The sequence below is a fragment of the Bradyrhizobium sp. I1.14.4 genome, assembly GCF_050435825.1.
Lineage (GTDB): Bacteria > Pseudomonadota > Alphaproteobacteria > Rhizobiales > Xanthobacteraceae > Bradyrhizobium.
The window spans coordinates 515,926-536,267 of sequence record NZ_JBNDLA010000003.1 but is presented as its reverse complement, the minus strand read 5'-3'; the positions used below and the strand labels follow the sequence as shown (position 1 = coordinate 536,267).

Genomic DNA, 20,342 nt, shown 5'->3' with positions numbered 1-20,342 from the left:
GGGCTCCGGGCAATGGCTGACAATTCCTGTTTTGACGCGTTTTCTTCACGCGAACCGGGTATCCACTTCTCTCGAAAACGCTCTAGTTCACAAAATCCGGATCGCTGCGCGCGAGCATGCGCTTGAACGCCGCCCATTCGCTGTCGGGCACGCCCTTCGTTTCGATGCCGTCGTAGAAGGTGGCGTATTGGCCGGCAGTCTTGTGCGCGACCGCATCCGACAGCGGCGCGATCTCGGCGCCGGCGGACTGGATCGCGAGCTGCGCGCGGCAGGATCGCTCCAGATTGTGCATCAGCTTGAAGGCTTCGGCGACCGAGCGGCCGCAGGTCAGCATTCCGTGATTGCGCAGCACCATCACGAACTTGTCGCCGAGGTCGGCGACCAGGCGCTGCCGTTCGTCGAGATCGAGCGCGATGCCTTCGTAATCGTGATAGGCGAGGCAGCCGGTGAATTGCATCGACCATTGATTGAGCGGCAACAGTCCCTGCTTCTGGCAGGACACCGCCACGCCGGCGACGGTGTGGGTGTGCAGCACGCAGGCAACGTCCGGCCGCGCCGCATGCACCGCGCTGTGGATGGTGAAGCCGGCCGGATTGATGCCGAGCCCGAGCGGGTCGTCGATCACGACGCCGTCAAGGTCGACGGTGACGAGGTTCGAGGCCGTCACCTCCTCGAAGCGCATGCCATACGGATTGATCAAGAAGCGGTCATGGCTGCCGGGCAGTCGCACCGAGATGTGGGTGTAGATGCTGTCGTCGAGACCGAGCCGGTGGATCAGCCGGTAGGCCGCGGCAAGGTCGATGCGAAATTGCTGATTCTGATCCTTCACGGCCTCGGGCCGCACATGCGTCGTCATCGTTGCTGCTAGTCCCTGTCCACGGGCCGTTCTTGTTGCGTTGCAATACCCGCGCCACTAAACTGTCGACAATCTAAGCGCTGATCAAGTCTAAACTGTCGACAATCAGCGATTAAATAATGTACAAGGGTCCAAACGGACCCCTTTTGATGCGCACAATGTCCCCTCCGGTCGGCTTGCCGGCCCTTAATGAGACAGACTTGGTCAGACAGGTCGCCCGTCGCCTGACCGAAGCCATCGTTCAGGGAAGGCTGCCGCCGGGATCAAAGGTCGTCGAAGCCGGAATCGCGCGCGAGCTGGGGGTGAGCCGGGCTCCAGTGCGCGAGGCCGCCCGGCTGCTCGAACAGCAAGGTTTGCTCGTCGCCAATCCACGCCGCGGCTTCTTCGTCCGGCAATTTGCCGCTGATGATATCGACGAGATCTACGATCTGCGTCTCTGCGTCGAGCGTCACGCCGCGGTGCTCGCCGCACGCAACCTGACATCAGAGACGCGCGACATGCTGCGCCGACAGATCGAGGTGCTGCACGAGATGGCCGATCTCGACGACCCGGCGCGGCAGGTCGAGGAGGATTACCGCTTTCATCGCCTGATCTGCGAGATCGCCGGCAACCGGCGCATGCTGCGGCTATTCGACGACCTCGCCTCGGAGCTGCGCATGGTGATCGGCCTGATCGGCCGCCTGTATGACGATCCGCACGAAATCGCTCGCACGCATGAGCCGGTGCTCGCCGCGATCGAAGCCGGTTACCCCGAACGCATCGTCGCGCATGTTGACTATCACATCGGTCATGCCTGGCGCGAAGTCGGACGGCTGGTGCGCGAGATTCCGCCGTGGCCGGTGCCGGCGAAATAAGCGCATATGGTCTCGCTCAGACGCGATGGCGCGCGATCCATCTCACTCATTCATCGAACAGGAGTGTCTCGTGAAGGCCGTCTACAGTGATCTGCACCGCAGCCATGATCCGCAATTCTTCCTGGTCCGCGGCGTGGTCCAGCGCACCACCGAGCAGCCCGAGCGCGCCGACCGCCTGCTGGCAGGCCTGAAGGCCGGCAAGCACACGCTGATCGAGCCGACCAGGTTCGGGCAGGGTCCGCGGGCGCGCGTGCACAGTCCGGAATATCTGAGCTTTCTCGCTGAAGCCTGGGATGCGTGGTCCGCGCTCGGCGATGCCGGGCCGGAGATGATCGCGAACATCCATCCGGTGCGCAACGCCGGCACCTATCCGACCCATATTGTCGGCAAGCTCGGCTGGCACACGGCGGACACCGCGGCCCCGATTGGGCCCGGCACTTGGGCCGGCGCCTGCGCCTCGAGCGACGTTGCGGCCACCGCCGCGCAGATGGTGCTCGACGGTGAGGACGCCGTCTACGCGCTGTGCCGTCCGCCGGGCCACCACGCCTATCGCGATCTCGCCGGCGGCTTCTGCTTTCTCAACAACAGTGCGATCGCGGCCGAGCATCTGCGCCAGAAACACGAGCGCGTCGCGATCCTCGACGTCGATGTGCATCACGGCAACGGCACGCAGGGCATCTTCTACGAGCGGCCGGATGTCTTCACCGTGTCGATCCACGCCGATCCGTCGTTCTTCTATCCGTTCGTCTGGGGTTATGCGCATGAGCGCGGCGCCGGAGGCGGCCTCGGCGCCAATCTCAACATTCCCCTGGCCAGGGGCACCGGCGACGACGACTACATGAACGCGCTCGCGGCTGCGGAGAAGGCGATCCGTTCCTTCGCGCCGACCGCGCTCGTGGTCGCGCTCGGCCTCGATGCCTCCGAGCAGGATCCGCTTGCGGGTCTTGCCGTCACCACCGACGGCTTCCGGCGGATCGGTGAAGCCTTGGCGCGTTTCGGACTGCCGACGGTGCTGGTGCAGGAGGGCGGCTATCTCTCCGAGATCCTCGGGGCCAATCTGACGGCGGTGCTCGGCGGATTCGAAGCCGCGCGTTGATTCCGCTGGTGGGCCCGGCAGGACTCGAACCTGCAACCAGACCGTTATGCGCGGGAGGATAACGATCGGGTCTGTTGATTTTGCTGTGTTTTCGTCTGCGTTTGATCGTGTTCGTTGCGTTTCGATGAGATCGTTTCTGGTGCGAAACTGGTGCGCCACTTCACGTCCATAGGAAAACGACCATCGGGCAAAGTCGAGCCATGACGGGGCGTGCCTACAGACTGGAAGTGGACTTCTCGACTCGCTTCGCTAGTTGAACGAGTTTTTGCCCCTTGAGAATTGCGATGAAGTCTGATGCTGCAACTCGGGTCTTGCTCAGATTCCGCCGAGCGTTCGCGAGAGAGCCGATCACCAGGTCCGGCACCTTGTTGAAGAGTTCGGAGAGAAAATCGTCGGGATTCATCCTTCGAAGACTGAATTTCTTCAGCTCGTTCTCTGGAAAGTGGCGCAGATTCCACGTCAGGATGAGCGATGCCTTGGCGGCGATTGCCGCTGCGACGACATGCCGATCATCCGGATCGGGCAGGGTTACCGTCGGAATGTGCTTCTCGTAGCCGCCGACCGTCGCCGCGGGGAGCGCGTCATTCATCAACCGCCGGGTGATCTGCAGGCGCTCGATTGGAATGGCTGGCACGTCGGTCGTTAGGCTTCGGATCCATTCGTCATGTATCGCGTCCGTCCAGCGCGCCTCGACGAGGCGATCTACCGCGGCCTGAACGACGATGTTCCTGAGATGAAAGGGATACAGAATGCAGGCGTCGAAGACCGCGACCGACGGTTCAAGCGCCATGGCGCTGCCTGAGGTCCTCGGCGTCCTCGGCAAGCGCCTCCATTGCGGCCTGTTGGGCCTCGATCCGCGTCTTCAGTGCAAATACGTCCTTGAGCTTTGTGCGGCGATGCTTGCCGACATACCGGAACGGCAGGTCGCCGATGTCCATGCGATGAACGACCAATGGTCGGGAAATTCCCAGGATGTCAGCCGCGTCGTTTGGACTGAGCTCCTGATCCTCGGCGAGGACAGCGACACGTTCCCCCAGGAGGAGGTGACCGAGTGCGGCCTCGAGCAAGGCTGCGGCCTCTAGTGGGAGCTTCACGACCTGATCCTCGCCCGACTTGCGTCGGACCCGGACCTCAACCTGATCGCCCTTGCGGAGCTTGCCAAGGGACTTGGCTGCCTTGCGATCCCGGTCCGAGAGTTCGACGAATTGCAGCACATGGGTGGTCATGGTCGGTTCCTTTTCGAAGGCCAATATAGGGCTTGGAAAATTTAACTGCAATATCTGAAAGATCACCTCAGTGCGCCGCAGCCGCTGGCAGCGTCGCATAGGGCCAAGCGGTCAGTCGCTTTCCACGGCCCTCGTATCGCTCGCCCGAGCAGTTTTCGCCCGACGGAGCGAGCCGATCGAGGAGGGCAAATAACCCTTTGGATAAACCTCAATGCGCGGCGCGCGTCGGTGACGACGCTTTTCCCCCGCGTACGCATCCATATCGCACTCTCGCGACAGTAGATATTTCAGAAAGCTTATGTCTCTGACGCGGCAGGTTTGATAAAGACTCAGTAATACCAAATGCTCCGTAAGGCCGGCCTCTTTGACGCTTCGCCCGACATCTTCTCTATAATTGCTAATGCGCCTTATGGCATCTTCGGCCAGATTGTTGTTCCACGATGCGCCGTCATGCTGCAAAAACGTGAACAGACGCTCGCGATTTCGGAGCAGGCGCTCTTGTAAGGCTTTGGATTCTTCCGATTCGAAGGTCCGCGCTGTGAGCGCATTGAAAAAGGCACTCACGGCCTTCGCATGAGTCTGCAGATAGCGCCGCTTCAGACCGTACTCATCGATAGTGATAACGATTGCTCGCAGAAGAGCTCCGAACGGCGTCGTTATGGATTGAAGCTCTTGATCAAATGGATGGTCAAGAATCGCCCGGTTCATGTCGCGCATCAGGTGGATAAGGCATCGCTGATGCAAACAAGGGAGTCCGTCGTACGCCGAATAGAAATCAGAGACCAATACGCCCCTAAAGTCCTTGAGCATTTGGTGGAGAAATTTTCCCTCACGGGAGTGGCGGAAGATGTAGACCGTGGCCGAGGCATTGGCGAAAACCCAGACATAGCCCTTGCCGTCCTTCAACTTCACTTCAGTTTCGTCGATATGCAGCACCGGCCCGGCGATTAGTTGCGCGAGAAGCTTGTGGTAGGTCTTGCGGTATTTGCGAACGAGGAGATGCCGAAAATCGTTGAACTCCCACCAGTTCACCCGAATGCCGAAGGTCTCATAGAACAGCGCAGCGAGAGACCTCACGCCGAGCCTATGAGTGATGTGCTGGTACGCGAACCAGCTCATGAAGCAATGAAAATACCGCGTCAGACGCTCGTAGCGCTCAGGCGTGAAACATTGCTTACAACACCCGCACCGATAGGCGATGGCCCTGAACTCTATCACCTTCCGGCGAATGGAGCCGGGAGTAATGACGAGATCGAAGGCCCGCTTCCGCCTAGTTTGCACACTCTTCGGCCGTCTCTTCGGGTCGAGAGATATGATGTCGCTGCTCTTGCAGAGGGGGCAGCGGGTTGCCGTGATTTGTACCCGGTGTGTTACCCGCAAGTCCCGGTTTTGCCAGTGTCGGCGCCCCGTGTTGCGGCTTTGCCTTTTTCGCCTTGTTTTCGCTCGCACGAACACGTGGCGTTGCTGGTAGTCGAAATAGGCTCGCTTATTCACGAATTCGAAGTCGGGATGCGCAAATTTGGACCAAGTGACGGTGCGGGCCAGCTTATCGAGCTGCGCCACGGATGCCACGCGTAGCGTTTCGTCCGATTGGCCGTTGGCATTGGAGTTCGGCGCTTCGGCCAAGAAGGTGCAGACCCTGCGTAGCGCTTCGCAATCTTCGAGATTGTATTGGATCAGCTTGGCTTTCCATGAAGGATCGCCGGTCTTTTCCCAATTCTTGCGCCAAACGACGCTCTCGATGCCGGAAGCGTCTTGTTCGGTCCAGTGGCAGCCGAGGCAGCCTGCCGTTTCCTTGAGGCCGTTTGAGTAAGTGGGAAAATAGAAATGCGGGTAAATGATAGTGAGTACATTCGTGAGCGCGGCCAAAATTGCATCAACGGGCTTCTTACGCCGGGCTCTACGTCGCATGCGCGCGATAACGGTTCTCTCGTAGTTGCCGTAGGAGTAAAGGCGCGGTGCGTCATACTGCCCAACGATATCGACAAACCGAGTGAATATTTCGGCTTCCCTTTTTTCATCGTCGGCCCAGAACGAGTAGCGCTCGACGCGCCCGCCATCGCAAACAACGAGCCCGATCAGATAAATGAAGCCGACTTCAGGATCACCCTCCATATCAACATAGATGCGCACTCTCGCTTCTGGAATTGTGGGTGCGCCCAGCACATAGATTGTTCGGTCCCGAATGGCTAGCGCGTGCAGCGCATGATCTCGCCGGGTGAGCGGAGTATCGGCGCGTTTGCCGCGACGCCGAGGCCGAAAGGTATGTGCGAGCTGGGTTAGCGTGAGAATGCCCTTGCGGGCGTATCGTTTGATCGTTTTTTCACCGATGCCACGCAGAAGGCTTAGATTGTCCTCCCGGATGGCCTGGTCACGGCAACGATCGCGGAATGCGCAGATTTGACAATGGTCGTTCAATAGTAGCTTCGGTGGGACATCGGCGCGCTGCAGGCGCTCGGCATCATGTAGAAGAGTTTCCGCCGCCGCCAGTGCTGATCCGAACCGAATGTTCGTCCTCGCGCCGTTGCGCCCGAGATATACAGTCCCGCCGCTAGGAAGCGCGCCGCCTTGCAGCCGGCCTAAAATAACCGCGCGTGTGGCGAGTTGCTGGCGATCGAGAGCGCGAACCCGAGGCGCCGTACAAAACAGCACCGGTTCATATCGGAAGTCTCCGAGTGCCGAGGGGCCATCGATCTTGCGAAGGGCATCGAAGTGGACAGCATAGCGATCATCCTCCAGAAGGGCGCCAAGAATAAACGACGCTTTCTTGCGAAGACGCGCTGCCGACAAATTAAGGTCGTTCACCGTCTCGGCTTGGCCGTATTCGCGCCGGATCTTTTCTATTATTGCGGGCCCGAGATTGGCTCGCTGCTCAACCAAGAGCTTCTCGTACCCCGACATGGTCCCTTGCTCACCGCGCAGTTGAAAATATGCCTTCAACCGGCAATGCTGCAGCGCACCGATGACGTCGTCAGTGATCCTGGAGGGCATCACGAACCCCCTTCGCCGCTTGCAAATAGGGCATACTTGTTGCGCGCGATTATCGCCTAAATCAGGCAACTCAGCTTTTGAAGTGGGCGGGGCTGCCTGCAGAGTGCGGACTGACCAATTCGTGCGATGAAGCCGCCGAATCTGCGATTGAGAAGGAAGCGCTGTTGTCGGACCGAACCCAGCGGACTAGGTGGAACCGTCTGAGTACAGCGACAGGTGAGCAAGTCGGAGCATTTCTGGTGCGGTGATCCCGCTACTAGCTCCTGATGAGTCACTGATTTCTTGGTGGGCCCGGCAGGACTCGAACCTGCAACCAGACCGTTATGAGCGGGAGAGTAACGCGCGCATTCGTTGATATGCGTTTCTGGTGCGAAACTGGTGCGGTCCATCGCCATACGTCGGGACAGCGGGTGGGCAAAGTAGACCAAGGAGCTTTCGCTATTTGACGAAAAAGGAAGTCATCTGCGGAAGCGGCCGATCGCACTGCTACCTACGTCCCGGCGTGCGCTTACTCAACCGGGATGACCGCTACGAGCCCCGGGGACAGTGATGCAATCCGCCCTTCGGCTGTCCGTCGGGGGTGCGCCCTCGATGCCGAACGTTGTGGCGAGGCCTCTGACACCAACAGACGTCACGACGAGCGCGCGGCTATCCCGGACATGCTCGACCCAATCGTGATCGAGAGCGTGACGAAGAATGGCAGCGCCGACCGCCCCGGCCAGATGCGGCCGGCGCTCGCTCCAGTCGAGACAGGGGCGACAGAACACTCGGCGCTTGGGGGCGAGGCGAAGATCGACGCCCGACTCATCGAAGAATGACCGACCGGCATCGGTTAGTTGTCCGCCATCCTCGTCGAGCAGAATAAACGACTGTTGGACCAGCCGGTCGGCGATTGCGACGGCGATGCGGCCGGCCATGTGGTCATAGCACGTGCGCGCGTGTCGAAGCGTCTCTCCGCCGCGCCAGAGATTGCGCTGCCGGGCGGGGCCTTCCTGCGCCAGGACCATGAGACCTTCCAGCATGCGCGCGACGAGCGGAGAGGCCAGGCGGAAATATCGTCGTCGGCCCTGCCTTTCGAGCGCGAGCAGTCCTGCGTCGCTGAGTTTCGCAAGATGGCCACTCGCTGTCTGCGGCGCCACGCCTGACACATAAGCGAGCTCCGAGGCGGTCAATGTTCGGCCATCCATCAGCGCGCTAAGGATGTTGGCGCGCGCCGGATCGCCGACGAGTGCCGCGACCTGGGCGATTTTGGGTCCCGTGTCCATGTGTTTCTCCTACGCCGATGAGGACGCAGCGCCAAGCGCAAATACTTCGGCCAAGACGGTAGTAGTTCCGCGAGACTGGTTCGATCACGGGACATAGGTTGCCTGGAAACCAACATGCCCCGCGAAAGCAAGTGCCGCCATGAAGCGACAGATGATCCCGCGGCTTCGAAAATTCGATTGCTATCGAATGATACTCGCAAAACCAGTTTATCCGACCCGTCAAACTCTTACAGACAACTGAGTGTGATCAATGCAAACAACTTCGCTCAACACAAGGCAGCCGGAACAAGCCCGCTCCGACACGTCATTCCATTCGCATCTCGCGAAGGCGCTGGCGCTTACGGCCATGAGCCTCGGCCTTGGCGTGGTGCAGCTCGACATCACCATCGTCAATACCGCGCTGAGCAGCATCGGTACCTCGCTCGGCGGCAGCGTCGCCGAGCTGCAGTGGGTGGTGACGGCCTATACCATCGCGTTCGCTGCCTTCATTTTGACCGCCGGGGCGCTCGGTGACCGCGTTGGCGCCAAACGGATATTTATAGGGGGCTTTGCGATCTTCACGTTGGCTTCGCTCGCATGCGCACTGGCCCCGTCGGCGATGTTCCTGATCGCCGCGCGGTCGGTGCAGGGCCTGGCGGCAGCGATCCTGGTGCCGAACTCGCTGACGCTGCTCAATCACGCCTACACCGATCCGAAGGCGCGCGGCCGCGCGGTCGGCTTCTGGGCCGCAGGTGCGAGCGTCGCACTGACTGCGGGGCCGTTCGTCGGTGGCGCGCTGATCGCGCTGGTCGGCTGGCGCTCCATTTTTTTGGTCAACCTACCGATTGGCGCCGCCGGCCTCTGGCTTGCGTGGCGTTATGCGGAGGAGACGCCGCGGCTCGCGCAGCGCGCGATCGATCTGCCGGGCCAGATCGCGGCGATCACAGCGCTCGGCGCGCTGGCCGGCGCCCTGATCGAGGGCGGCGCGCTCGGCTGGAGTCATCCGCTCGTCATCATGGGCTTCGCGACGGCGGCCGTGATCGGACTCCTGTTCGTATGGCGCGAGGCGCGCGCGCCACAACCGATGCTGCCGCTCTCTCTGTTTGGCCATCGCATGTTCGCGCTGACTGCGCTGGTCGGGCTCCTCTTCAACGTTGCCTTCTACGGCCTGATCTTCGTGCTGAGCCTCTATTTCCAGCAGGTCAATGGCTGGTCGCCGTTCGCAACGGGCCTCGCCTTCGTGCCCATGATGGCCATGGTGCTGCCCGCCAACCTCGTCGCCGCGTCAGTCAGCGAGCGCCTCGGCGCGCCGCAAACCATCGCGCTGGCCTCGGTAATCACCGCCGCGGGCTGCATTGCGCTGCTGCCGATGGCCTCAGGCACGAGCTACTGGGCGATCGGCGCGCAGCTCGTTGTCCTCGGCGGTGGGCTCGGCCTGCTCGTGCCGCCTTTGACCTCGACACTGCTCGGCAGTGTCGAGAAGTCGCGATCCGGCATCGCCGCCGGCGTGCTGAACGCGACGCGACAAACCGGCAGCGTGCTTGGTGTTTCCCTGTTCGGCTCGCTGGTCGGAGGGGACAACGCGTTCATTGCGGGCGCACATGCCTCGCTGGTGATATCGGCCGCTGTGTTGCTCGCGGGTGCGGTCGCGATCTGGCATGGCCGCGCAAAGGAGGGACGATGAAGGGCTTGAGACACTTGAGGTTAAATAGGAGCCAAAAATGTCCGCTTTCACGCACGATGCGATGACAAATCATCATGGTTGGGGTTTTGTGAAGCAAGTCAGCGACACCCTGCACACTTGGCGCGACCGGGTTCGGCAGCGCCGCGAATTGGCGCAATGGACCGACCGCGACTTGCATGATGTCGGGCTGTCCTGGAGCGACATCGCTCTGGAAGTCGGAAAACCCTTCTGGCGGGCTTGAATAGCAGCCGTGTCGGCGCTGCCTCTGGCGAGGGTGCGGGCCAACTTCTTTCGAGATGGGAGCGCGCGGAGACTTATCGGTTGCGGCAACGATCGACAAAGCAGGGCGTTTCTGGTGCGGTGGTTCATCAGGTCAATTAAGCAAATCCGATTAAGACATTGATTTGCTGGTGGGCCCGGCAGGACTCGAACCTGCAACCAGACCGTTATGAGCGGCCGGCTCTAACCATTGAGCTACAGGCCCCGCCGCCTTGCGGGCCGCGGGGCGCGGCCGGCAACGGTGCGGGCTCCATTTACAGGGTGCGTGGGGTTTCGGCAATGCCGCCCCGGGGCCGGCGTCGCACACGGCCGTTGCCACGTCCCACGGCTCGCGGCGCTGGAACAACGGTCGAAAGCCGCATTCCACGACCATCCGGCTCCCTCACCATCGCGCCTCAGTCCACCGAGACGCCGGCGAACTCCACGACCTTGCGCCATTTCTCGGTCTCGTCGGCCACCAGTTTGCCGAATTCGGCCGGAGCCATCGGCTTCGGGATGCCGCCGACCTCGGCGAGGCGCGCCACGAGCTTGGGATCCTTCAGGGCCTCGCCGACCGCCTTGTTGAGGGTATCGACGATTTCCGGTGGCGTGCCCTTCGGCGCGGAGATGCCGTAGAAGCCGACCGCCTCGAAGCCAGGCACGGTCTCGGCGATCGCGGGCACGTCGGGCACGCCCGGCCAGCGCTGCGGCGAGGTCACGCCGAGGGCGCGGACGCTGCCGCCGCGCGACTGCTCCAGCGCCGACGGCAGATTGTCGAAGATCAGCTGCACCTTGTTGGAGATGATGTCGGGGAAGGCGATCGCAGATCCCCGATACGGCACGTGCTGCATGTCGCACTTGGTCATCGCCTTGAACAGCTCGGCCGACATATGCACCGAGGTGCCGTTGCCGGACGAGGCGTAGGCGATCTTGCCCGGATTGGCCTTGCAATAGTCGATGAACTCCTGAACCGTCTTCACCGGCATCGCGTTCGAGACCACCAGCATGTTGGTGAGCTGCATGATGCTGGCGACCGGAGTGGTGTCGCGCAGGAAGTCATAGGGCAGCTTCCTGTAGAGCGAGGTCGAGATCGCGTTGTTGGGCGCGACGAACAGCAGCGTGTAACCGTCCGCCGGCGAGTTGACCGCAGCAGCTGCTGCAATGTTGCCACCGGAGCCGGCACGGTTCTCGACCACGAATTGCTGGCCGAGATGATCCGACAGCCACTGGCTCATGATGCGGGCGACGATGTCGACCGGGCCGCCGGCGGCAAAGCCGATCAGCCAGCGCACCGGACGGTTCGGATAGTCGGATGCGGACGAGGGGGCAACCGAGGCAATGCAACAAGTCAAACCAAGCAACGCAATGCGTGCAAACCGGATCATCGTCTCTTCCCGTCATTTTCTTGTGACTGTTGCCGCCATGGTTTCACAAAACGCTGCCTTTGCCTATGACATCAGCCGTGCGACGATAGTCTGGCCCACGTGGAAGGCTTGAGGCTCGAGATGAAATTCGCTGTTATGATCTGCGCCGGCGCGCTGCTGTTCGCAGGCGGCGCGGCGGCGCAAGAGGGGAGCAAGACCATCTCCAAAACCACGATCAGTTTCGCCACGGCGACGCCGGGCGGCGGCTTTCCGCTCTATGGCAATGCCTTCGCCGAGGTGATGAATGCGGCCGATCCGACGCTGTCGATCGAGCCGCGCAACACCAATGGCTCGAACGAGAACATCCCGCTGCTCGAGGCCGGCAGCGTCGATATCGCGACCGTTGCGGGCGAGCCGTCCTACGAGGCCTTCATGGGCATCGGCCGGCCGCCAGCCACCAGGCTGAAGATCCTCACCGCGATGTATTCGAGTCCCGGCATGTTCGTGGTGCGCACCGACAGTCCCTACAAGACGATCCAGGATCTGGTCGGCCAGCCCGTCGCGTTCGGTGCCAGGGGCTCGGGTCTGCCGATCCTGTCGCGCTATATCCTCGACGGCATCGGGCTGAAGCAGGACGAGGACTTCAAGTCGATCTATCTCGATCGTGCCGGCGACGGGCCCGCGATGGTCGAGGACGGCCGCGCGGCGGCGCTGTGGGGCGCCGGCATCGGCTGGCCCGGCTTCACCAAGATGGCCGAGAGCGCGACCGGGGCACGTTTCATCGCACCGACCGCGGACGAGATCGCCCGCATCCGCGCCAAGCACACCTTCCTGAAGCCGCTGACGATCCCCGCGGGCAGCTATCCGAAGCAGACCGCGGCGATCTCTTCCGTCGGCTCCTGGAGCTACATCCTGGTGCGCGAGACCCTGCCCGACGATGTCGCCTACCGGCTGGCGAAGACGCTGCACGGCGTCGAGGCGACCTTCTGCAAGAAGCTCGCCCAGGCTTGCGAGACCACGGCGGCGAACACCGTCGCCGCCGCACCCGATATCAACCTGATCCACCCCGGCGTCCTCAAATATTTCCGCGAGATCGGGGTGGCGAACTGAAGCGGGCGAATAGGGAGTAGCGAATGGCGAATGGTGGTTCTCCGTCTTCATTCGCTGTCCGCTATGCGCCACTCGCTATTCCCCTTTCGCCAGCTTACTTCTTCGCCATCGCACAGGCCGGGTCCGGCGGGCCGAACGCGTCCTCGCCCGAGATCTTGGCCAGGATCTTGTAATAGTCCCACGGATACTTCGACTCGGCCGGGGTCTTGACCTGCATCAGCCAGAGGTCGTGCACCATCAGATTGTCCTCGCGCAGTCTGCCGTTGCGGGCGAAGAAATCCTCGATCGGCTTCTCGCGCATCTTGGCCGCGACCTTGAGCGGATCGTCGGTGCCGGCATCCTTGATCGCGTTCAGATAGGCGGTCACCGAAGAATAAACGCCGGCCTGCCACATCGTCGGCATCCGGTTCATCTTGGCGAAATAGCGTTTCGACCATTCCCGGGTCTTGTCGTCCATGTCCCAGTAGAACGAGGTGGTCAGCAGCAGGCCCTGCGCAGCCGACAGCCCGATCGAGTGGATATCGGTGATCAGCGCCAGCAGCGCGGCCATCTGCTGCCCGCCGGCGAAGACACCGAACTCGGCGGCGGTCTTGATCTCGTTGGTGTTGTTCGGAGGTCCGCCGGCAATGCCGATGATCTTGGCCTTCGAGGCCTGCGCCTGCAGGATGAAGGACGACAGATCGGGCGTTGCAAACGGCGGTCGCACCGCGCCGAGCACCTTGCCGCCGTTCTTGGTCACGATCGCGGAGGCGTCCTTTTCCAGCGAATGGCCGAAGGCGTAGTCGTCGGTGATGAAGAACCAGCTGTCGCCGCCGCGCTTCACCACCTCCTGCGCAGTGCCGACCGCAAGCGCCCTGGTGTCGAACACCCACTGTATCGCGTAGGGCGAGCAGAACTTGCCATGAAAATCGGTCGCGCCGGTCGAGTGCGTGATGAACAGCTTCTTCTTCTCGTTGGCGATGTTCTGCACCGCAAGCCCGACCGCCGACACCGGCACGTCGACGATCAGATCGACCTGATCGACGTCATACCAGCGCCGCGCGATGGTCGCACCGATGTCCGGCTTGAGCTGGTGATCGCCGACGATCACCGAAATGGGCTTGCCGAGCACCTTGCCGCCGAAATCGTCGACCGCCATCTGCGCGGCGGTGACCGAGCCCTGTCCGGTCGGCGTCGAGGCCGGCCCGTTCATGTCGGTCAGCACGCCGATCTTGACGACGTCGTCGGACACCTGCGCGAGCGCGGCCGACGAGGCCAGCAGCGCGGCGGCAAACGTCGCGAACACGGATAGTCCCTTGGCGATCATCCTGTTTTCCCTCCCTGGTTGGCACATTGGCCATTATTGCTTGCGCCTGGTCTCTCGGACCCGGCCATATTGGTTTCTTTTGCAACCATTTTGGGCTCCGCGTCAACGCGCCTTCGGTCTAATGGCGCTGTTCAGGGAAGGCGCCGGGGGAGTTTATTTCGCATCGGATTCAGTCCATAGCGGGCCATGACCAACGCTCAACGCCTGCCGGGATCGCTGACGCCGCTCGACGTGGCGCTGCACGCCGTGCTGGGTACGCTCGCGCCGGTGGCGCCGATCGAACTGCCATTGGCTGACGCCTTGCGCAGCGTCGCGGCCGAGATGCCGCCGCTCGGTGCGCAGCCGCCGCGTGATGCGGCGGCTGCGGATGGCTGGGCGATGCGTGCCAACGACCTGGTGGGTGCGTCGTCCTACGCGCCTCTGCCGTTGATCGCGCCGCCGGTCTGGGTCGAGGCCGGCGACGTGATGCCTGACGGCACCGACTGCGTCGTCGATGCCGACGTGGTCGATACGTCCGGTCCGGTTGCGCAGGTGCTCGGTGAGGCGGTCCCGGGACAGGGCGTGCGCCGCGGCGGTCGCGATATTGGCGAAGGGCGCGCGATGACCGAACCGGGGCGGCGCGTGCTGCCGCGCGATCTCCTGCTCGCGCGCACCGCGGGACTGCAGAAGCTTGGCGTGAGGCGGCCACGGCTGCGCCTGGTCAACATTCCCGGCGGCCAGACTCCCGGCGGTCGTGCGACGGTGCAATTCGTCGCCGAAGCCGCGCGCGCGGCCGGGGCTGATGTCATCAGCGTCGAAGCCACGGGGCGCGACGCGGCCGCGATCGCAAGCGCGCTCGACACGGGCAACTGCGATCTGCTGATCACAGTCGGCGGCACCGGCGTCGGCCGTACGGACGCGACAGTGACGGCGCTGGCCTCGCGCGGCGAGGTGCTCGTGCACGGCATTGCATTGCAGCCCGGCCGCACGGCAGCCGTTGCGCGGATCGGGGTGACGCCGGTCGTCGCGCTGCCGGGCGGGCCGGATCAGGCCTTTGGGGCATGGTGCGCCATTGCGCTGCCGGTGCTCGATCGCCTCGCGGGACATCGCGCGCGCAAGACGCTTGGATTGCCGTTGGCGCGCAAGATTGCGTCCAGCGTCGGCCTCGCCGAGATGGTGCTGCTCGAACGGAGGCAGGGCCGATGGGCCGCGCTGGCGGTCGGCGATCTGTCGCTTGACGCGATCGCGCGCGCCGAAGCCTTCCTCGTGGTTCCCGGCGGCGGCGAAGGTTTTGCTGCGGGCACGCCCGTCGATGCCTATATGTTGCGGGAGTGAGTTCCCGAGATGACCGAGACGTTCACGCCGAAACCCAACCCCTCCGTCGCGCAGGACCAGTTCCTGACCATCCTGTCGCGCGAGGAGGCGATCGCGCGCTTCGAGGCGGCGCTGTTCCCGCGCCAATCGCCGTCCGAGACGCGACCGCTCGCCGATGTGCTCGGCCGTGCGCTGGCGGAGGACGTGGTGGCGCCGATCGACGTGCCGCCGTTCGATCGCTCCAACGTCGACGGCTTTGCCGTGCGCTCGGCCGATCTTGCGCGCGCCGGCGAGGCCGCGCCGGTGCAACTCGCGCTGAACGACGAGACCATTTCGTGTGGTACCGCGCCGAGCCGGCCGGTGCTGTCGGGCACCGCGACGACGATTGCGACCGGTGGTCCGGTGCCGCGCGGCGCGGACGCGATCGTGATGGTCGAGCACACCCAGCCTGCCGGCAATGATGCGATCGAGGTCCGGCGCGCAGCGTCGCCCGGGCAGTTCGTGTCCTATGCCGGCTCCGACATCGCCCGCGGCGAGGCGCTGCTGCGTGCCGGAACGATCGTCGGTTCGCGCGAGATCGGCATGCTCGCGGCCTGCGGCATCGCCGACGTTCAGGTGGTGCGCCGGCCGCGCGTTGCCATCCTCTCGACCGGCGACGAGCTTGTGCAGCCCGGTGAGAAGCTGCGGCCCGCTGCGATCTACGACACCAATGGCGCGATCGTCACGGCGGCGATTGCCGAGAACGGCGGTGACGCTTCGTTCCTTGGCGCGATCGCGGATGACGAGGCGATGCTCGAAGCCGCGATGCGAAAGGCACTGGCGGACAACGACATGCTGGTGCTGTCGGGCGGCACCTCCAAGGGCGCGGGCGACGTCTCGCACCGGATCATCAGAAGGCTCGGCAAGCCCGGCATCATCGCGCATGGGGTGGCGCTGAAGCCGGGCAAGCCGCTCTGCCTTGCGGTCTGCGACGGCAAGCCGGTGGTCATCCTGCCGGGCTTTCCGACCTCGGCGATGTTCACCTTCCACGACATGATCGTGCCGGTGCTGCGGCGGATGGCCGGCCTGCCGCCGCGGTCGGATGCCAAGGTCGTGGCGAAGGTGCCGGTGCGCGTCGCCTCCGAGCTCGGGCGTACCGAGTTCGTGATGGTGTCGCTGGTCGAAGGCGCCGACGGCCTGATCGCCTATCCGAGCGGCAAGGGCTCGGGCGCGATCACCGCGTTTGCGCAGGCCGACGGCTTCCTGAAGATCGAGGCGCTTGCCGACCAGCTGCCGGCCGGCAGCGACGCCGAGGTGACGCTGTTCACGCCGCATGTGCGGGTGCCCGATCTCGTCATCGTCGGCAGCCATTGCACCGGGCTCGATCTCGTCACCGCGCCGCTGGCGCATGCCGGCCTGGTGGTGCGTTCGATCGCGGTCGGCAGTCTCGGCGGGCTCGCCGCCGCCAGGCGCGGCGAATGCGATCTCGCCCCGATCCATTTGTTCGACGACAAGACCGAAACTTACAACACGCCGTATCTGGCCCACGGCCTCGAGCTCGTGCCCGGCTGGCGGCGCATGCAGGGCATCGTGTTCCGCAAGGACGACACGCGCTTTGCCGGCCTGAGCGCGGAAGAGGCGGTGCGCGCCGCGCTCGCCGATCCCGCCTGCATCATGGTCAACCGCAACCAGGGCGCCGGCACGCGTATCCTGATCGATCGGTTGCTGGCAGGCAGCCGGCCTGACGGCTACTGGAATCAGCCGCGCTCGCACAATGCGGTCGCGGCCGCGGTGGCGCAACATCGCGCCGACTGGGGCATGACCATCGCGCCGGTCGCCCACGCGTCCGGGCTCGGTTTCATTCCGCTCGCTGAAGAGCATTACGATTTCGCGCTGGTGACGGCGCGCAAGCAACGGCCCGCGGTGCAGGCCTTTCTCGACGCGCTGGCATCGGATGAAGGCCGGGCTGCATTGACAGCTGCGGGGTTCAGGCCGGTGTAGCAACGATTGTTGGAGTCTGCATGGTAACCTCAAGAACGCCGCAGCAATCACCGCTGTCGTCCCGGCCTAGTGCGCAATTGCGCACGGGGGCCGGGACCCATACGCCGCGGCGGATATTGTGTGAATGCGACTCGTCGTTCCAGCACCGCTCAACAATAATCATTTGTGGTTGTGGGTCCCGGCCTTCGCCGGGACGACACTTAATTTGCTGCACGACCTGTGAGTCACACGTCCGCATTCTCGCGACATGATGTGTCCGAGCCTTGCTCTTCGTTTTGCCCTCTCTCTTGCAGAGGGCGCAGGGAAAGCCGGGTGCCGATCGCACCCATGGGCCCCGAGCAATGGGTAGAAAGCTCGGGGGTAGGACCACAGGTGTAACCGGAGCAATCCGGCTTTCCCTGCGCGATGGGCTACGGCTTATACGTGCTCTCCCCGGCGAGACTGGGCTTTTTTGTCACCGCTTTCGCAAAGATGCTTTCGCATCTTGCGAGAGGACACCTACCACTAGGGCGTCAGGCCTGCACGACTTCACCGTCCGCCTCATGCGCACTCGTCAGTCGCGCAATCGGCGTCCACCGCATCTCACGCCGCGTTCGTGACGACCGCGAAGCGCCCCTCGATCGGGTGAGACGGGCAGACCATACACTGAGTTGCTATTCCGATAAACCGAAATATTTTGATCGCGGGGGATTGACAGGTTTTGCTGAGTTGCCCGTCGGGCAGTCACACAGCCATCACTTTCGTCATTCCCCGATGCGCAATTGCGCGCTTGAGGTGTTGCGACTGCGGATCCAACTCAGTGCCGCATGGCCGCCTCGACGAATTCCAGCACGGATCGCGGGACCTCATCGTATTCGACGAAACGGCGCCGGAGCTCGTCGGCAATGTCGGTCGTTACGTCGCGCGACCATCCTTCGCTGGTATTGAAGGCCACGATGCGGACCGGGTGGCTGAACTGGTCATCTAGGAGACGGCGGATCAGCGCTTTCCGGTCCGTGCCCTCTTCATCGGTTTCGCACCAGGCACGGCCAAGTCGGCCAAAATCGTTCAGCACCAGATAGGTGTCGTGGTCGATTTGATGCGGCGCGATCGAAGGCGAGCGAGGCATAAGTGTTACTCCCGCGACGCACATTATCGTGTTCCGGTCGCCCCGTGCATTGGAAACTTCGAGGTATATCCGCTGGATAGTCGGATGGCGCGGGATGTGAGACGAAAGGGGCAATGGTTCTCTTGGAGCAAAGTGTCCGATCCCTGGTTATCTCGTATCACCGACATGAGCCTGTCGTGGGCGTCGGTGGCAGAGCGATCCATGGGGCTCCCACCCGTTCAGGGAGCGGTGCGATGTTAAGAAGGCTTCGCTTTCGCAATACAACACTGGAAGAAGTGCTGGCGGTCGACAAGCAGCGCCTGCGGAAGCGGTTCCGGGCGCGTTGCCAACCTCCCAGAGAGAGCCAATCGGCAAGGCTTGCCAAGCCGGGGAGGCCCGTCAGCCAGCGGACCGACTGAACCTGCGGGATAGCGAGCGGCCGCGGGACAAGGCCGAGCCAGGCGGCGGCCCCTGAACTGGTTCGGGAATCGCCGCGACCAATCCATTATGGCACTCGACACGATCAATTTTCGGAAGGTCGCTGCCGCCGTCGCGGCAGCCGGCACCTTGTTCTGGCTCTACACCTTCTACGCCATCGCCCGTGTGCCGGGCGGCGACGGCACCGGCTTCCAGTGGCTTGCGGTGTTTCCGCTGGGCATGGTGTTCGGCCTGTTCTTCCTGCCGGCCTGGCTGCTCGTCGCCATCGGCCGATCGCCGAAATTCACGCTGGCGCTTGGTGCCTGTGGTTTGGTCGCGTTCGCGGTGCTGTGGGGGCAGCTGCTCCAGGAGTTTCCGAAGGCGCTCCACTAGGGAGCTTAGCCGATCGTCATCCTTTGGCGGGGCTGGCATGACATTGCTTCAAGGCTGATATAAGCAGCGTTGGACGCAAGTCACGGCTTTGTCATGGCCGAGGCTTGTCCCGGCCATCCATGCCTTCCCTTCGAGCGGAACAGCAGACGTGGATGCCTGAACGTTGGCATGGCTGCGGAGACACGTATGAAAGTGATTGGCCTCGCAGGTTGGAGTGGCGCCGGCAAGACCACCCTGCTGTCGCGGGTGATCCCCTATCTGCAGGGCCGGGCCTTGCGCGTCTCCGTGATCAAGCACGCCCACCACGAATTCGATGTCGATGTGCCCGGCAAGGACTCCTGGGTGCACCGGCAGTCCGGCGCGACCGAGGTGCTGGTGTCCTCGACACGGCGCTGGGCGCTGATGCATGAGCTGCGCGGGGCCCAGGAGCCGCGGCTGCCGGAGCTGCTCGCCAAGATGGCGCGGGTCGATCTGGTCGTGGTCGAGGGGTTCAAGCGCGAGCCGGTCAACAAGATCGAGGTGTATCGCGCCGCCAACGGCAAGCCGTTGCTGTTTCCGCACGACCCGCGTGTGGTCGGGATCGCCAGCGACGTCGCCGTCGAAACCACGCTGCCGGTCGCGCATCTCGATGACATCGAGGACGTTGCCGAATTGATGCTGCGTTCTGCGATTCCGGTCGACGACGTGCTCGCGTCGGCTCCGGCCGCCGGCTGAACAGGTGAGGGGCGCCGACGTTGACGGTGCATGACGGCTTCGCCATGGTCGAACCATGACAACGACAAAGCTCGATCTCACCGGCCTGAAATGCCCGCTCCCCGCGCTGAAGACGCGCAAAGCCCTCAGGAGCGTGACGGCGGGAGATTTCCTCGAAGTGCACTGCACCGATCCGCTTTCGGTGATCGATATCCCGGCGCTGATCCAGGAGACCGGCGACAAGGTCGAGATCACCGAACGAAGCGAGGTTCGGATCGTTTTCCTGATCGAGAAGGCAAATGGAGCGATAGACAATTCAAATGCTGCAGCGCCGCGTACGCGCTAGATCCAGCTTGATATCTACCTTTTGCCAATCGACACCTATTTTCCATTCTGCGCGAATTGATAATCTCCACCGGGTTGGGAGATGGGTCGTGCCCGGATCAGGGCATGTGGGGCAGTGCAGGGCAGCCTAACGTTCAGAGCGGGC

General features: G+C 63.1%; 18 protein-coding genes and 1 tRNA gene. 10 read left to right on the top strand and 9 right to left on the bottom strand.

Features of this window, described 5'->3' with window-relative positions; all coding sequences use genetic code 11:
- Window positions 1-82: 82 nt before the first annotated feature.
- The gene (locus ABIB78_RS09570) at window positions 83-856 is read right to left on the bottom strand and encodes a class II aldolase/adducin family protein (RefSeq protein WP_429023956.1); all 774 of its coding nucleotides are present in this window, start codon (window positions 854-856) and stop codon (window positions 83-85) included.
- A 200-nt stretch (window positions 857-1,056) separates the two neighbouring features.
- Here ABIB78_RS09570 and ABIB78_RS09565 point away from each other — a divergent pair, with 200 nt between their 5' ends.
- Window positions 1,057-1,710 (top strand): GntR family transcriptional regulator, encoded by a 654-nt coding sequence (locus ABIB78_RS09565; protein WP_429023954.1) that lies wholly within the window; start codon window positions 1,057-1,059, stop codon window positions 1,708-1,710.
- A 70-nt stretch (window positions 1,711-1,780) separates the two neighbouring features.
- Window positions 1,781-2,806 (top strand): histone deacetylase family protein, encoded by a 1,026-nt coding sequence (locus ABIB78_RS09560; RefSeq protein WP_429023953.1) that lies wholly within the window; start codon window positions 1,781-1,783, stop codon window positions 2,804-2,806.
- A 214-nt stretch (window positions 2,807-3,020) separates the two neighbouring features.
- Here ABIB78_RS09560 and ABIB78_RS09555 read toward each other — a convergent pair whose 3' ends face one another.
- From ABIB78_RS09555 to ABIB78_RS09540, 4 genes are all read right to left on the bottom strand, one after another.
- Window positions 3,021-3,596 carry a PIN domain-containing protein gene (locus ABIB78_RS09555; protein ID WP_429023952.1) on the bottom strand — a complete coding sequence of 192 codons (576 nt, stop codon included), beginning with the start codon at window positions 3,594-3,596 and terminating at the stop codon, window positions 3,021-3,023.
- On the bottom strand, window positions 3,586-4,032 hold the full coding sequence (locus ABIB78_RS09550; RefSeq protein WP_429023950.1) for a DNA-binding protein: 447 nt from the start codon (window positions 4,030-4,032) through the stop codon (window positions 3,586-3,588). The genes ABIB78_RS09555 and ABIB78_RS09550 overlap by 11 nt, the downstream gene beginning before the upstream one ends.
- 111 nt (window positions 4,033-4,143) lie before the next feature.
- Window positions 4,144-7,023 carry a TM0106 family RecB-like putative nuclease gene (locus tag ABIB78_RS09545; RefSeq protein WP_429023948.1) on the bottom strand — a complete coding sequence of 960 codons (2,880 nt, stop codon included), beginning with the start codon at window positions 7,021-7,023 and terminating at the stop codon, window positions 4,144-4,146.
- 512 nt (window positions 7,024-7,535) lie between these two features.
- Window positions 7,536-8,288, bottom strand: coding sequence for an ArsR/SmtB family transcription factor (locus tag ABIB78_RS09540; RefSeq protein WP_429023946.1), 753 nt, complete (start codon window positions 8,286-8,288; stop codon window positions 7,536-7,538).
- 250 nt (window positions 8,289-8,538) lie between these two features.
- On the opposite strand from ABIB78_RS09540, the gene ABIB78_RS09535 reads away from it, so the two are divergent.
- Entirely contained in the window at window positions 8,539-9,951 is a 1,413-nt protein-coding gene (locus ABIB78_RS09535; RefSeq protein WP_429023944.1) for an MFS transporter, read from the top strand.
- A 37-nt stretch (window positions 9,952-9,988) separates the two neighbouring features.
- Window positions 9,989-10,192 (top strand): DUF1127 domain-containing protein, encoded by a 204-nt coding sequence (locus tag ABIB78_RS09530; protein WP_429023942.1) that lies wholly within the window; start codon window positions 9,989-9,991, stop codon window positions 10,190-10,192.
- Window positions 10,193-10,359: 167 nt separating this feature from the next.
- On the opposite strand, the gene ABIB78_RS09525 is transcribed toward ABIB78_RS09530, so the two are convergent.
- Both ABIB78_RS09525 and ABIB78_RS09520 read right to left on the bottom strand, forming a co-directional pair.
- Window positions 10,360-10,435 (bottom strand) — tRNA-Ile (locus ABIB78_RS09525).
- A 190-nt stretch (window positions 10,436-10,625) separates the two neighbouring features.
- A complete protein-coding gene (locus ABIB78_RS09520) occupies window positions 10,626-11,594 on the bottom strand; it encodes a Bug family tripartite tricarboxylate transporter substrate binding protein (protein ID WP_429023940.1) in 969 nt (322 codons plus the stop codon).
- Window positions 11,595-11,714: 120 nt separating this feature from the next.
- On the opposite strand from ABIB78_RS09520, the gene ABIB78_RS09515 reads away from it, so the two are divergent.
- Window positions 11,715-12,683 carry a TAXI family TRAP transporter solute-binding subunit gene (locus tag ABIB78_RS09515; RefSeq protein ID WP_429023938.1) on the top strand — a complete coding sequence of 323 codons (969 nt, stop codon included), beginning with the start codon at window positions 11,715-11,717 and terminating at the stop codon, window positions 12,681-12,683.
- Between the two features lie 94 nt (window positions 12,684-12,777).
- On the opposite strand, the gene ABIB78_RS09510 is transcribed toward ABIB78_RS09515, so the two are convergent.
- On the bottom strand, window positions 12,778-13,989 hold the full coding sequence (locus tag ABIB78_RS09510; RefSeq protein ID WP_429023936.1) for an ABC transporter substrate-binding protein: 1,212 nt from the start codon (window positions 13,987-13,989) through the stop codon (window positions 12,778-12,780).
- 186 nt (window positions 13,990-14,175) lie between these two features.
- Here ABIB78_RS09510 and ABIB78_RS09505 point away from each other — a divergent pair, with 186 nt between their 5' ends.
- Both ABIB78_RS09505 and ABIB78_RS09500 read left to right on the top strand, forming a co-directional pair.
- Entirely contained in the window at window positions 14,176-15,303 is a 1,128-nt protein-coding gene (locus tag ABIB78_RS09505; protein WP_429023934.1) for a molybdopterin-binding protein, read from the top strand.
- Between the two features lie 9 nt (window positions 15,304-15,312).
- Window positions 15,313-17,262 (top strand): molybdopterin biosynthesis protein, encoded by a 1,950-nt coding sequence (locus ABIB78_RS09500; protein ID WP_429023932.1) that lies wholly within the window; start codon window positions 15,313-15,315, stop codon window positions 17,260-17,262.
- 796 nt (window positions 17,263-18,058) lie between these two features.
- Here the strand turns inward: ABIB78_RS09500 and ABIB78_RS09495 are convergent.
- Window positions 18,059-18,394, bottom strand: a complete 336-nt coding sequence (locus tag ABIB78_RS09495) for a hypothetical protein (RefSeq protein WP_429023930.1) — start codon at window positions 18,392-18,394, stop codon at window positions 18,059-18,061.
- A 462-nt stretch (window positions 18,395-18,856) separates the two neighbouring features.
- Here ABIB78_RS09495 and ABIB78_RS09490 point away from each other — a divergent pair, with 462 nt between their 5' ends.
- The 3 genes from ABIB78_RS09490 (at window position 18,857) to ABIB78_RS09480 (ending at window position 20,198) form a co-directional block, all read left to right on the top strand.
- A complete protein-coding gene (locus tag ABIB78_RS09490; protein ID WP_429023928.1) occupies window positions 18,857-19,159 on the top strand; it encodes a hypothetical protein in 303 nt (100 codons plus the stop codon).
- Between the two features lie 186 nt (window positions 19,160-19,345).
- Complete coding sequence (gene mobB, locus ABIB78_RS09485; protein WP_429023926.1) at window positions 19,346-19,873, top strand: molybdopterin-guanine dinucleotide biosynthesis protein B; 528 nt, start codon at window positions 19,346-19,348, stop codon at window positions 19,871-19,873.
- A gap of 55 nt (window positions 19,874-19,928) precedes the next feature.
- Complete coding sequence (locus ABIB78_RS09480) at window positions 19,929-20,198, top strand: sulfurtransferase TusA family protein (protein WP_429023925.1); 270 nt, start codon at window positions 19,929-19,931, stop codon at window positions 20,196-20,198.
- Window positions 20,199-20,342: the final 144 nt, after the last annotated feature.

Excerpts from the sequence above, each read along its gene's own strand:
- ABIB78_RS09570 (WP_429023956.1), bottom strand. The coding sequence starts at position 856 with ATGACGACGCATGTGCGGCCCGAGGCCGTGAAGGATCAGAATCAGCAA.
- ABIB78_RS09555 (WP_429023952.1), bottom strand. The coding sequence starts at position 3,596 with ATGGCGCTTGAACCGTCGGTCGCGGTCTTCGACGCCTGCATTCTGTAT.
- ABIB78_RS09550 (WP_429023950.1), bottom strand. The coding sequence starts at position 4,032 with ATGACCACCCATGTGCTGCAATTCGTCGAACTCTCGGACCGGGATCGC.
- ABIB78_RS09545 (WP_429023948.1), bottom strand. The coding sequence starts at position 7,023 with ATGCCCTCCAGGATCACTGACGACGTCATCGGTGCGCTGCAGCATTGC.
- ABIB78_RS09540 (WP_429023946.1), bottom strand. The coding sequence starts at position 8,288 with ATGGACACGGGACCCAAAATCGCCCAGGTCGCGGCACTCGTCGGCGAT.
- ABIB78_RS09535 (WP_429023944.1), top strand. The coding sequence starts at position 8,539 with ATGCAAACAACTTCGCTCAACACAAGGCAGCCGGAACAAGCCCGCTCC.
- ABIB78_RS09530 (WP_429023942.1), top strand. The coding sequence starts at position 9,989 with ATGTCCGCTTTCACGCACGATGCGATGACAAATCATCATGGTTGGGGT.
- ABIB78_RS09520 (WP_429023940.1), bottom strand. The coding sequence starts at position 11,594 with ATGATCCGGTTTGCACGCATTGCGTTGCTTGGTTTGACTTGTTGCATT.
- ABIB78_RS09515 (WP_429023938.1), top strand. The coding sequence starts at position 11,715 with ATGAAATTCGCTGTTATGATCTGCGCCGGCGCGCTGCTGTTCGCAGGC.
- ABIB78_RS09510 (WP_429023936.1), bottom strand. The coding sequence starts at position 13,989 with ATGATCGCCAAGGGACTATCCGTGTTCGCGACGTTTGCCGCCGCGCTG.
- ABIB78_RS09505 (WP_429023934.1), top strand. The coding sequence starts at position 14,176 with ATGACCAACGCTCAACGCCTGCCGGGATCGCTGACGCCGCTCGACGTG.
- ABIB78_RS09500 (WP_429023932.1), top strand. The coding sequence starts at position 15,313 with ATGACCGAGACGTTCACGCCGAAACCCAACCCCTCCGTCGCGCAGGAC.
- ABIB78_RS09495 (WP_429023930.1), bottom strand. The coding sequence starts at position 18,394 with ATGTGCGTCGCGGGAGTAACACTTATGCCTCGCTCGCCTTCGATCGCG.
- ABIB78_RS09490 (WP_429023928.1), top strand. The coding sequence starts at position 18,857 with ATGGCACTCGACACGATCAATTTTCGGAAGGTCGCTGCCGCCGTCGCG.
- mobB (WP_429023926.1), top strand. The coding sequence starts at position 19,346 with ATGAAAGTGATTGGCCTCGCAGGTTGGAGTGGCGCCGGCAAGACCACC.
- ABIB78_RS09480 (WP_429023925.1), top strand. The coding sequence starts at position 19,929 with ATGACAACGACAAAGCTCGATCTCACCGGCCTGAAATGCCCGCTCCCC.